The sequence below is a fragment of the Ruegeria arenilitoris genome (genome assembly GCF_013030265.1).
In the GTDB taxonomy this organism is placed as follows: Bacteria; Pseudomonadota; Alphaproteobacteria; order Rhodobacterales; family Rhodobacteraceae; genus Ruegeria; species Ruegeria arenilitoris_E.
Genome location: NZ_WPZQ01000017.1, coordinates 1 through 12,414, shown reverse-complemented (window position 1 = coordinate 12,414; position 12,414 = coordinate 1). Strand labels below are relative to the sequence as shown.

General features: G+C 55.5%; 8 protein-coding genes and 1 pseudogene. 5 read left to right on the top strand and 4 right to left on the bottom strand.

Annotated elements, in window-relative coordinates:
- Positions 1–27: 27 nt before the first annotated feature.
- The gene (locus GOX61_RS22015) at positions 28–1,386 is read right to left on the bottom strand and encodes an ATP-binding protein (RefSeq protein WP_170337182.1); all 1,359 of its coding nucleotides are present in this window, start codon (positions 1,384–1,386) and stop codon (positions 28–30) included.
- Positions 1,383–2,105, bottom strand: coding sequence for a response regulator (locus tag GOX61_RS22010; protein WP_170337181.1), 723 nt, complete (start codon positions 2,103–2,105; stop codon positions 1,383–1,385). Before GOX61_RS22010 ends, GOX61_RS22015 begins: the two co-directional genes overlap by 4 nt.
- Before the next feature lie 167 nt (positions 2,106–2,272).
- Here GOX61_RS22010 and GOX61_RS22005 point away from each other — a divergent pair, with 167 nt between their 5' ends.
- The 4 genes from GOX61_RS22005 to GOX61_RS21990 all read left to right on the top strand — a co-directional run bounded on the left by GOX61_RS22005 (position 2,273) and on the right by GOX61_RS21990 (position 8,852).
- Positions 2,273–3,631 (top strand): efflux transporter outer membrane subunit, encoded by a 1,359-nt coding sequence (locus tag GOX61_RS22005; protein ID WP_170337179.1) that lies wholly within the window; start codon positions 2,273–2,275, stop codon positions 3,629–3,631.
- A 1-nt stretch (position 3,632) separates the two neighbouring features.
- Positions 3,633–4,775 carry an efflux RND transporter periplasmic adaptor subunit gene (locus GOX61_RS22000; RefSeq protein WP_170337176.1) on the top strand — a complete coding sequence of 381 codons (1,143 nt, stop codon included), beginning with the start codon at positions 3,633–3,635 and terminating at the stop codon, positions 4,773–4,775.
- Positions 4,772–7,909: an efflux RND transporter permease subunit gene (locus tag GOX61_RS21995; RefSeq protein WP_170337174.1), complete on the top strand. Its 3,138-nt coding sequence runs from the start codon at positions 4,772–4,774 to the stop codon at positions 7,907–7,909. The genes GOX61_RS22000 and GOX61_RS21995 overlap by 4 nt, the downstream gene beginning before the upstream one ends.
- 91 nt (positions 7,910–8,000) lie before the next feature.
- Complete coding sequence (locus GOX61_RS21990) at positions 8,001–8,852, top strand: MipA/OmpV family protein (protein ID WP_170337172.1); 852 nt, start codon at positions 8,001–8,003, stop codon at positions 8,850–8,852.
- Between the two features lie 140 nt (positions 8,853–8,992).
- On the opposite strand, the pseudogene GOX61_RS22510 reads toward GOX61_RS21990, so the two are convergent.
- Together GOX61_RS22510 and GOX61_RS21985 are read right to left on the bottom strand one after the other, a co-directional pair.
- Positions 8,993–9,124: pseudogene (locus tag GOX61_RS22510) on the bottom strand (IS5/IS1182 family transposase); the annotation flags it as partial.
- 400 nt (positions 9,125–9,524) lie between these two features.
- Positions 9,525–10,457 (bottom strand): LysR family transcriptional regulator, encoded by a 933-nt coding sequence (locus tag GOX61_RS21985; protein WP_170337171.1) that lies wholly within the window; start codon positions 10,455–10,457, stop codon positions 9,525–9,527.
- Between the two features lie 95 nt (positions 10,458–10,552).
- Here GOX61_RS21985 and GOX61_RS21980 point away from each other — a divergent pair, with 95 nt between their 5' ends.
- Positions 10,553–12,208, top strand: a complete 1,656-nt coding sequence (locus GOX61_RS21980; RefSeq protein WP_170337170.1) for an ABC transporter substrate-binding protein — start codon at positions 10,553–10,555, stop codon at positions 12,206–12,208.
- The last annotated feature ends 206 nt before the right edge of the window (positions 12,209–12,414 follow it).

The following is a 12,414-nucleotide window of genomic DNA, read 5'->3' as shown; positions in this document are numbered from 1 at the left end:
AGAGGGAAAGACACCGTCTGTTTGATATCACAGCGGCAATATGGCTGTGATCCGAAACCCGCGCTCCAGATTTGACGGGATAAGGTCACCACCGTGTTTGCGCACGATCGAACGAGCAATTGACAAACCTAGGCCAACAGAACCCTCAGTGACTGAACGCGCCTGATCCAGGCGGGTGAATGGGGTGAAAATCTCTTCGAACCTGTCTTCAGGCACGCCGTCGCCACTGTCTTCGATTGTGATGCAAACGCGGTTTTCGTCTACTTCAAGCCGGACCCGAGCTTCGTGGCCATATTTGATGGCATTGCCAACAAGGTTGGACAAGGCCCGTCGAATGCTCACCTTGCGACCCAGATAGAGACAGGTTTCAGCCGATGACGTAAATGCCATGCCTTTGGTTTCGGCCGCCATCGCATTGAGCATGTCAACCAGATCGAACTCTTGCAGTCTCTCTTCGCTGATGTCCTGTTTGGCAAAGGTCAGGAAACTTTCGACCATTGTCTGCATGTCATCGAGTGTCTCGATCACCTGACCCTGTAGCTTTTCATTCTCGATGAACTCTGCCCGCAGCCGAAGTGACGTGATCGGAGTACGCAGATCGTGGCTGATCGCGGCCAGCATGGTTGTTCTGTCCTGAATGAAACGGTGGGTGCGTTCCTGCATCGTGTTGAAGGCAGTCATCACCGAAGACAGTTCGCGCGGTCCGGTCTCGGGCAGGGGGTCGATATCTTCGCCACGGCCGACCAGATCTGCTGCGCTCGAGAGCTCGCGCAAGGGGGCTGTCAGTCGGCGCGTGACAAGTGCGACAACGATGGTGATCCCGATGATTGTCAGAAACACCGAAAAAATCACAGGCGCCAGCAACACCGGAGCCTCGGGGGAAGGTGGGCCGACAGCTGATAACCAGCTTCCATCATCGTACCTCACAAATGCTTCCCAATAGGGGCAATCCGATGATCTCAGGGATTCTGTCAGCAGTAGAAAACAGTTTTCTTCTGCATCCTGATACCAGAACCGAATGATGTCCCACAGGTTGACGGGTTGGGATGCGATCTGGATCGGCGCGTCGAGAAACTCCCGCAATCCTCTGAGAACTTCCTCATCTGATTGTTCAAGCGGAACCCCGCGGGGCTGGAGCCTAAGGCTAAAGACAATGTCAGGATTGGACACGTTCTCAAAAAGTTGCTCACGTTCTTCGTGGCTCATATGGGTGCTTGATTTGTAAACTGCAGCGATCCGGCCAAGGACATAGGTCCGCTCGTATTGATCAATCTTGCCGTCTGTTTCGACCATGAAAGTGGCAAGCATCAGCACTTGCGCCAGCATGACCGAGCCGACCATCAGGACCAGGAACTGACCCGCCAGCGTTTTGGGGCGCCATTTCATATCTTAACCACGTCACACGAAAACAGATATCCGCCACCCCAGACTGTCTTGATGTATCGCGGTTTTTTGGGGTCGGCTTCGATCTTGCGGCGCAGTCGGCTGACTTGATTGTCGATGCTGCGGTCAAACACTGTGGCGGTGCGATTGCTGACATGATCCAGCAGTTGATCGCGGGTCATCAGAATGCGCGGGTGGCGCAGAAACGTGGTTAGCAGACGAAACTCGATGCTGCTCAGTTCCGTGGTCTGATCGGGCACCCTGTCATTGGTCAATGTTTGGGTGTTGGTATTCAGCAGCCAGTCGCCAAACCGGATCGATCCGGCCTCGAGCTTGGAGTATGTGCGCGGCAGCGCGTTTGCGCGGCGCAAGACACCCTTGATGCGTGCAACCAGTTCGCGCGGGTTAAAGGGTTTGGTGACATAATCATCTGCGCCCATCTCAAGACCGATGATCTTGTCCATATCGTCTGACACAGCTGTCAGCAGGATCACCGGAGTACCGATTGTCTCGCGAATACGACGGCAGACATCCAGCCCGCTTTCGCCCGGCATGAGAATATCGAGGATGACCAGATCGATTTCCTCGCGCCTGAGAACGGCAAACGCCTCCTGACCATTGGCTGCCTGACTGACACGGTATCCGTGTTTGCGAATGAACTCGGCCAATGGCTCGCGGATGTTGCGGTGGTCGTCAACGATGAGAAGGTGCTGGTTAGACATATATCCGGACGGTTGGCTCTGGGTTTTTACGGGCATAACGCAGCGATTGCGGTATGCAAACGCCCGTTATGTATCAAAATGCCTCAACTCAGGGTGCTGATACAGTTTGATACAATTTTCGTTTTCCCTGACAAACACCGGCGACAACCGCTGCCTAGGTAGGCGGCATGAAGTCAAGATATCTGATCACAGGCGCCCTCACTCTGTTGCTGACAGGCTGCGCAGAGTTCACCCCGCCCCCGGACCGCAATGCGCAGGCCGTGTTGCAGCCACCTGCGCAATTTGCCGTCGGGCAGAGCGGCCAGACAGCGCTGATCAAGGGGATGAACGACCTGTTCGACGATGCCCAGCTGACGGGTATCGTGAACCGCGCCTTGCAGAACAATCCCGATGTTCAGCTGGCTGCCCGGCAGATGGAGCTGGCCGGATTCAATGCCCGAATTGTGGGTGCATCGCTGTCGCCTAGTGTTTCCGGCTCATTTAACAACACCCGTACAGGGGGCAGCGGTCCAACCGGTGGAACTTCCAGGCCGTCGCTCGATGTCAGTTGGGAGGCAGATGTCTGGGGCCGATTGCGCGATAGTAGATCAGCCGCGCGCCTCGACGCATCTGCCGAGGCTGATCAGCTACAGGCCGTCCGCGCCTCGATCGCGGCGCAAGTCATGCAGGGCTGGTTCGAATATGCCCGCGCCTCTCAGGCCGTATCACTGGAATCCAGCCGCCTTGCAGCTTTGAAACAGCGCGAGGAATTCGTTCGACGCGACTATCGCGCAGGGGTGGGATCTCTGGACGATCTGTCGGCCATTCGCCGGGATGTGGCTCTGTCGCAAGAGGTATTGCTGGCCAATCTGGGTACACAAAATGAGGCGGCCCGGGTGCTGGAGCTGTTACTTGGTGAATATCCCGACGCGATGATCAAGGGTACGCCCCATCTGCCCCGAATTGGTGCCGCGCCACGAGCAGGTGTACCGGCCAGTGTTCTTACCAACCGCCCTGATCTGCGGGCGGCATGGTCGCGGGTTGAAGCGGCGGACAAACGGATTTCCGTGGCCCAGAAAGACCTTCTGCCACAGATCAGCCTGACAGGATCATTGGGGTCAACGACGTCAGACTTCTCGGACCTTCTCAGCGGTGCCACTATCTGGACTTTGGCAGGTCAGCTGACCGCGCCGGTCTTTGATGGCAGTCGCCGGAAAACTGAAATTCTCGCCTCGCGAAACCGCGCTGATCAGGCTTGGATCACCTACCTGCAAACCGCCTTGCGCGCCTTTTCCGAGGTGGAACAGGCCCTTGATCAGGAACGTTTGCTACGGGGGCGTGAGGCAGAGCTTCGCAAGGCAGTCGAACACGCCAGAACCACCGCGGACCTGTTTGAAACGCGCTATCAGGCCGGGCTGACCAGCATTCTCGAACTGCTCAATGCGCAAAATGCCGTTTTCGACATTCGCGGGCAACTACTGGCGGTCCGCTCCGCACGTCTCAGCAATCGCGTCACATTGGCCCTGGCACTGGGAAAAGAGGTATAAAATGAAGCTGTTATTCGCAGGATTGGCATTGCTTGCAGCCATCGTATTCGTTGCAAGTGGAAACAAACCCGAACCGGTTCCTCAGGCCCTGGGTGATACGGCGACAACGGGACAGCAAGTTGACGTTCACGTGTTGCGTGCCTCGCACCAGCAGGATGTCCTGACCGTGTTTGGGCAGGCCCGGGCACGGTGGCAGATCAGCTTGCGTGCTGAAACCAGTGGCCGGGTTACGCAGGTTGCCGATGCCGCACTGGTGGGTGCTCTGGTGCAAAAGGGCGATGTTCTGGCCGAGATTGAAAATACCGGTCAGCAACTTGATCTTGCCAATCGAACCACTGCACTGGCTACCGCACGTCGCGTTCTGGCCGAAGAGGAACAGCGCGCCAGGATTGCGCAGGAAAACTGGGACGCTGCCGGGTACAAGGGTGATCCCGACCCGCTGGTTCTGCGCCTGCCTCAGCTCGAGGAGGCGCGTGCGGACCTTAACGCTGCGCGACTGGCCGCGGACCGGGCGCGCTATGTTCTGGATCAGACCCGCATCGTTGCCCCATTTGACGGTGCCATTCTCAAGCGTTCGGTAGGGCCCGGTGACCTGTTGCAATCGGGTGATGAGGTCGTCGAGCTTTACGACACCCAGAAAATGGATGTGGTCCTGACCCTGACTGAGGCCGAGGCAGCGCGGCTGTCCAGCCCGATCGGCAACAGGGTACGTCTGATCGCGACCCAATCTGGCCGGGAATGGCAGGGTGTTGTTGAACGCGTCGGACAGCGTATTGACGCGACCAATCGCTGGATTGAGCTGATAGTCTCGGTAAAGGAGCCGAACGGGCTTTTGCCGGGCCAGTTTCTGCGCGCCGAAGTGGATGGGCGCAGCTATGAGGATTTGATTGGAATTCCGCGCGCTCTGATCGGACGCGATGGTGCAGTCTGGCACGTGGATTTTGACAATCAGCTGCGCCGCATGCCGGTGGTACCGGTGTTCAGTCAGGGGGATCGCTCCTTTGTCGCGCCGGGCTCCGATTGGCCGCCAACATTGCGACTGACCCCGCCCAGTCGTAACTTTTTGAACGGCACCGCAGTTTCCCCGGTGTTCATGAGCGAAACAGATACCCTGAATCTCGCCGAAAACGGTGCCGGGCAATGACCGGTGGCCAAGACAAGGGCTGGATTGCATGGTTTGCCCGCAACCCGGTGGCTGCGAACCTGTTGATGGTCACGATCCTTGTAATGGGTCTGACCACCGGCCTTAACATGCGGACCGAGGGGTTCCCAGCCTCGGACCCGCGCACGGTCACAGTTACGGTTTCCTTTGACGGCGCCTCGCCAAGCGATGTCGAGGAAGGTGCGGCAATCAAGGTCGAGCAGGCAATCAGCGGCGTGGCCGGGATCAAAGAGGTTACATCTACTGTCACTGCCAGCGAAGCCACGGTGAGTGTCAGAAGTGTCGATGGCTACTCTCTGGATCGCCTCAAGGACGACATCGAAGCGCGTGTGAATGCCATCAATACCTTTCCGGCACAGGTTGATCAGACCACGATCGCGGCCGAGCAGGAAGATCGCCATGTCATCCACGTTCAGGTCTCGGGCCATGCGGAACACAGGACACTCAAGGAAGCGGCGCGCCGTATTCGCCGTGAATTGCTGTCACTGCCTACGATTAGCAAGGTCATCACCGAAGGGGCGCTGGGATATGAGATTACGGTCGAACTGAGTGAAGACAAGATGCGGGCCTATGGCGTCACTTTTGATGAAGTCGCTAATGCGGTTCGGGGCCGCTCGGTCAACCTGTCCGCCGGATCGCTCGAGACCGAGCGGGGGACTTTCATTCTGCAAAGTCGAAATCAGGCTTATTACGGCAGTGAGTTAGAGCGCACGGTCGTCCGCTCATCTCCCCAAGGGGGCGTAGTTCGCCTTGGCGACATTTCCGAAATCGTAGATGGGTTTGCCGAAGACCCGGTGATATCGATCTACAATGGCCAACCCTCGATTAGGCTGGATGTGCAGCTGACCGGAAAGGACAGTATCACGGCCGCGTCGGATAGTGTCACGGCCCACATTGACACGATGCAGGGTGAAGGCCGCATTCCCAATGGCGTCACGCTAGAGACATGGTCGGACGAGGCCAAGAATATTCGTGACCGTCTGGCGCTGATGTCCCGCAATGCTCTGATCGGGATGGGTCTTGTGTTTGTAATGCTGGCACTGTTTCTCAACATACGCGTTGCGATGTGGGTGGCGGTCGGCATTCCGATCTCATTTGCCGGGACCCTGTATGTTCTGGGGCCGACAGGGTTTGACTATTCGCTGAATGATCTGACGACCTTCGGCTTCATTATCGTCCTGGGCATTGTTGTCGACGACGCGATTGTCATTGGCGAAAACATTTATGCGCACAAGGAACGTGATGGGGGAGGGGTCGAAACCGCTGTTCGGGGCGCGCTAGAGGTCGCTACACCCGCCACATTCGGTGTGCTGACGACGGTGGCTGCATTCTTTCCGCTCACAATGATCAGCGGTGATTTTGGTGGGCCGTTCAAAATCATCGCCGTTGTAGTGATTGTCTGCCTGCTGTTTTCACTGGTTGAATCCAAGCTGATCCTGCCCGCACATCTTGCCCATCTCAGGCTTGGTAACGACAAGCCTCAAAACCGCCTGACCCGCATCTGGGCTGGCCTCCAGAAAGCAATCGACAATGCACTGGGCTGGGTCGTGAAACGAGCCTATCTTCCCATTCTCAGGACGGCCGTGACCAACCTGACCGCTTCATTCATGGTGGCTCTGGCGATCTTTGTCGCAGCAATTGGACTGGTAACACGTGGCATCGTTCCAACGCAGTTTTTTCCCGAACGTGACAGTTCGCAGGTCTATTTGAGCGTCACGCTGGAAAGTGGCACGCCCTCTGCAAGAACCCGTGACGTGGCACGGTTGTTCGAGGAAAGCCTGGTGCAAACCGGAGAATTGTATCAGCAACGTTACGGGTTGAAAGAAACCCCCATTCTGAACCGATACACTTCATCAACCCGCGCGGAAGAGGTCCAGATGACGGTCGAACTGACCAGCAGCACCAGCCGCAGTTTTTCCGCTGCCGACTTCATCGCGGATTGGCGGGTGGCGTCGCGCTCACCTGCAGTGGTCACGCAGCTCAATTTCTATACAGATGACGATGATTTCGAGGATCTGCGCATAGAGCTTAGCAATGCGGACCCGGTTAGAAATGAACAGGCGATGCAGACCTTAACCCAGTCCCTGAAAGAGGTCGGAGGGGTCAACGATATAAGAACAAACCTGGATAACAGTGTCATCGAATTGGGGTTCGAGGTTTTGCCATTGGGTGAGCGGCTGGGGATCACCAACCTGAGCCTCATTTCAGAATTGCGGAACAGCGTTTATGGATTTGAGGCGCAAAAGATTCAGCGTGGTGAAGATGAAGTGAGCCTCAGGGTCCGGTTCCCACGTGACGCCAGAAACACGCAGAGCGATCTGGACCGCGTGCTGATACCGACGCCGTCAGGCGGGGTCATCCCACTGACCAGCGTGGCACGGGTAACCGCGCGTGAAACGCAGCAACAGTTTGAACGCATCGACGGTCAGCGTGTGCTGACCCTGAGTGCGAAGGTTGATCGGGAAATCACCACACCTCAGGCGGTTCTGGACCATCTGCAAACGTCGATTTTTCCTGCCCTGCTATCGGACATTCCGGGGCAGAGCATTACAATCGCGGGCGAGGCCGAACAGGAAAGCGCTGCAACCCTGCAGCTCATCAGTGGGTTTGGCCTTGCTCTGCTGACGATCTACGCCCTGCTGGCAATTCCGTTGCGATCTTATCTGGATCCGATCGTGATCATGTGTGCCATTCCATTTGGCATCGTTGGCGCCATTCTGGGGCATCTGATTATTGGTATCCCGATCTCCCTTTTGTCCTTCTTTGGCATCCTCGCGCTTAGCGGTGTTGTTGTGAATGACGCATTGGTTCTGACCAGCCGTTATCGCGCCCGTTGCGACGAAGGTCTGGGATATGTCGAGGCCATCACGGATGCCGGTGTCGCCAGGTTCAGGGCCATATTGCTGACATCGGTAACAACATTTGTCGGGCTCGCACCACTGGTTTGGGAGACCTCTGAACAGGCGCAAATCCTGATCCCGATGGCGGTGTCTCTTGCATTCGGATTGTTGTTTGCCACCGTGATCACCCTGCTGATTGTCCCGGTGATGCTGGGCCTCAGGGACCGGATACAACGCAATCCCGCAAATCAGTCTGCAACTGCAATACCACTGTGACAAACAATTACAATTTAGCCACTTGTCGGCAAACTTTGCAGACACATTGCGCCGAATTTACCCCCAACGAAAATCAGAACTGAGGAAGATCATGACCTTTTCTTCACGGGCACGCTTGCGCGTCGCCATCACGGTTGCGGCCATTGCCGGACCCCTCACTGCACATGCTCAGGATATCGGCGGATATGGCGACGAAGATGATGGGGGTGACTGGGACTTTTTCATCGGCGCAGGCGTCGGGTATGCACCCGAATATGAAGGGTCGGATCGCTACAAGACAGAGGCATTGCCCGGCTTTCAGATAGTCTACCGCAATCGTTTTCTGGTGGGTCCGCAGGGTCTTGGCGTATTTGTCGTAGACGAGGAACGCTTTCGGCTGTCTGCGGCCGTCGGTTATGGCGGTGGGCGTAAGGAAAGTGACAGCACCTACCTGTACGGGTTGGGTGATATCGACGACGGGGCCGTGTTGTCACTTGGCACCCAGTATGATCTGGGCGGTGTTGTTGCCACTGCGGACGTGCAAAAGTTTCTGTCCGGTTCCGAAGGCACTTTGGTTTCCTTTGGCCTGCAAAGTGAAGTTCCATTTGGTGTTGTTAGGGGCCTGTTGCTGCCTACCGGCACTAATATCAGCGACACCGTCGATGAACGGGGTCTCGCGCTTATTGGTGGTATTTCGGCTGATTGGGCGGACGGCAACTACAACCAATCCTTCTTTGGTGTCACACCCACCCAGTCTGCCCGTTCAGGGTTGCATACCTATTCGGCCGGCTCAGGTTTCAAATCCGTGAATGTCGAATTCGGCTTTGCCAAGCCGCTGGGTAAAAACTGGGGCCTGACCGGGATTGCGACATATTCCAAGCTGTTGGGGGATGCCGCAGACAGCCCTGTTGTCAAATCGGATGACAGCCTTTCTGCCCAGCTGTTTGTAGGTTTCAATTTTTGAGATCCAGTAATTGAAGCCTGAGCGCAGGGTTCATATCCAGAAGATGGCAATGGTTGCGGGGCGGTGGCGGATACTCAAAATTCGGTCATCTGTCGCATGTGGTTGCGACACCCCACCAGCCCTTGAGCCTGCGGAAAAATGATCTCTTTGTCTATAAGAGCGTCACTGAACCAATCCGCATCATAAACTCGGTTCCCGAGCAGACATGCAACATTTGGGTGGGTGACGACTAATGCGCGGGTACCAAGGTAATCACTGATCTGGCACGCGGTGGTGGGTGGGTTCAGCAGACGCCGGGCGACGGGCTTTGAGATAGGTGAGATTGAGCATCTTGTGTGATTCATGCGCTTTAGGTGCGTCGCTTAAGCAAGACATGCCGGTCGCTCTCTTTTCTGGTCTTGAACCGCACCATCGGCCCGAAAATGACAGGTCTTGAGCGCAGAGTTACGTACCCCATAAAGCAGACTTCAACACCTGCAGCATGGCGCATGGTGAAGCCGGTTAGGGGCAGGAGCCAACTACCTCATTAGGTTTGCCAATGGCTGTGTAGCATCGTTGCTTTCGCAGTGAGCTTCTGCTTTCCACCAGAAATGCTTGGTAGTTGCGTCTGCATTGAAGTTCTTCGAGCCGAGTTCGGCAAAGCACCACGTTCGACCGCACACCTGACCTGTGCTATGTCGAAGAAGCTGTGAGAACTTGATCTGCGATCCAGTCGAAAACAAGTTTAGGTCCGCGGCCCGAGTCGGCATTGCTACGTGACATCACATAGCCGGCGTCGCTGGCAACTATGTCGTTCGTGACGGTAACCAGCGAACCTTTCTTGAGCAAATCGTCTATCAGACCAATCCACCCCAAAGCGACGCCATCGCCCGACAAAGCAGCCTGGGTGACCATGTCATAGTTGTTGAAGCTTATGTAATTTTTCTTTCTTTCGCCCGTTACGCCCAAGGCATCAAACCATCCTTGCCAGGTTTGCCAAGCTGCGGTCGCAGGTTTCGACAAACTCAGAAGTTGAGCGTCCAACAAATCGGCGGAAGAACGAATTGGTCCAATCTTTTCTAATAGCTGAGGACTGCAAACGGCGGCGACCACCTCTTCCAAAAGTAATATTTCATCGGCTTTAATCTGCTCTTTGGGAGTGACATGGATCCGAATATCGCAATCAGTATCATCCAGACCGGGCGGTACGGTTGAGGCCAGAATCTGAATTTCGATTTCGTCACCGATTTCCTCTCGCAAATAACCCAGACGCGGAAGCAACCAGAAAGTAGAAAACGCAAAATCGGCTGATATCCGAACTCTGGGCTTGGTTTTGCGCTCAAGCAAAGACCCAACCGCATAACCCATTTGTGTCATTGCGGGTCTGACCACATTAAGAAGCCTGAGCCCTTCGTGAGTCAGTGAAACACCACGGTGCTCTCTTTTGAAAAGCACCACGCCCAGATCGACTTCCAAACCCTTGATCCGTTGCGAAATCGAGGACTGCGTCAAGCCAAGAGCCTCTCCGGCGCTCGTGAAGTTCCCATGTTTCGCAACCATTTCGAATGCATAAAGTGCCACTAGGTTACGACTTAGGCTGGTATTAATCCTGCTAATGTCATCCATAATTACTCAGCTACTGCAAAAAGAAGCACTTTTATACCAAAAACTGTGTCAACGGGCGCTCAAGCAGCCCTGTGAGAGAAACACGGGAGCCAATGATGACCAAACAAAGTCGCAACCAGACCATTCATCCAGCAATCGCTATGCATGCCAGTGAGGTGGCTGACGGAACACTCAGCCGTCGCGAATTTCTGACACGCGCTACAGCGCTTGGGCTGTCTGCATCGGCTGCTTATTCGATTATTGGTCTGTCTCAGCCAGCGCGAGCCGCAACAAATATTCAACCCGGTGGTACAGTACGTATTCAACAGGTCGTACGCGCGCAGCTTGATCCGCCACTGTATAATTGGCCGCAGCTTGGCAATACGGTCCGAGGGTTTCTGGAATATCTAGTGCAATACAACGCGGACGGGACGTTCGAGCCCCGGCTATTGGAAAGCTGGGAAGTCAACGACGATGCAACGGAGTACCTTCTGCACATACGCCCAAACGTAAACTGGAACGATGGGCGAGGAACGCTTACCGCGAAAGATGTGGCCTATAATTTCAAACGTTGGTGTGACGGCACTTGGGAAGGAAACTCGATGGCCGCGCGCATGGGATCCTTACAGAATGACGCCGGTGATGGCCCCGCAGATGGCGCCTTGGAGGTCATCGACGTTCTGACGCTTAAGCTAAAACTGACTCGGCCAGACATCACGATTATCCCGGCTGTAACTGAGTACCCTGCAGCCATTGTGCCCGACGGATGGTCCGGTGATCCGGCGAGTGATCCGGTTGGTACAGGTCCTTACAAGTTGGTCGAGTATCTGGTTGGCGAGAAGGTCGTTCTGGAAAAGAACACCGATCATGAGTGGTGGGGCGAAGGTGCCTATCTCGATCGGATTGAGTTCATTGACTACGGCACGGATGGTGCCGCACATCTCGCGGCTGCAGAGGCGGAAGAGATCGACATGACCTATGAAACGGTCGGAGAGTTTGTCGATATCTACGAAAGCATCGGTTGGAACCAAAGTGAATCTGTTTCGGCGAATACCATGGTTCTGCGCACAAACCGCGATGCCGAGGTTGACGGTGTGAAACCCTATGCCGATGCAAGCGTTCGTCGCGCGCTGGCGATGGCCTGCGACAACGCGGTTTTGTTGGAACTGGGCTATGCCAACCGCGGGACATTGGGCGAAAACCATCATGTTTGCCCCATTCATCCTGAATATGCTGATATTGGTGCCCCTGAAATCGATATCGAAGGCGCGCGGGCCTTGTTAGAGGAAGCTGGCATGCTCGACTACGAGCATGAGATTTTCTCGATCGATGATGACTGGCGCCGCAACACGACAGACGCATTGGCTGCCCAGTTGCGCGATGCGGGTCTGAACGTCAAACGCACGGTGTTGCCGGGCAACACCTTCTGGAATGACTGGAACAAATACCCGTTCAGTTCAACCGATTGGGGGCACCGACCTTTGGGCGTTCAGGTTCTAACGCTTGCCTATAAGTCGGGCGTGGCGTGGAACGAGACCGGTTTGGCGAGTGCTGAGTTTGATGCGATGCTGGAAGAAGCTTCGGCCATCGCCGATGCAGAGACCCGGCGTGGACATATGGAAAAGATCGAACAGTTCATGCGGGATGATGGCACAATCATCCAGCCCTACTGGCGGTCATTGTATCGTCATTCCCGTCCTGGGGTGATCGGAGCTGAAAGCCATCCGATCAACGAGATTCACGTGCATAAACTGGCGCTTGCAGCCGAATAGAGTGAACGGAACAGGTCTATCTCCCCGGACCCACCGAGACCGGCGAAGCATGACCGTTGCGTCGTTGTTCTCGGTGGGCTCCCGGGAAAATTTCGGCAATCAGATCGCTAAATCTGCAAAATCAATAACAGGGAGACGTTGATTATGGCGCTAAAGCCACCTCTTTCGGAACTTCCGATCAAGACCGCTGACAACGGTTTTTATCG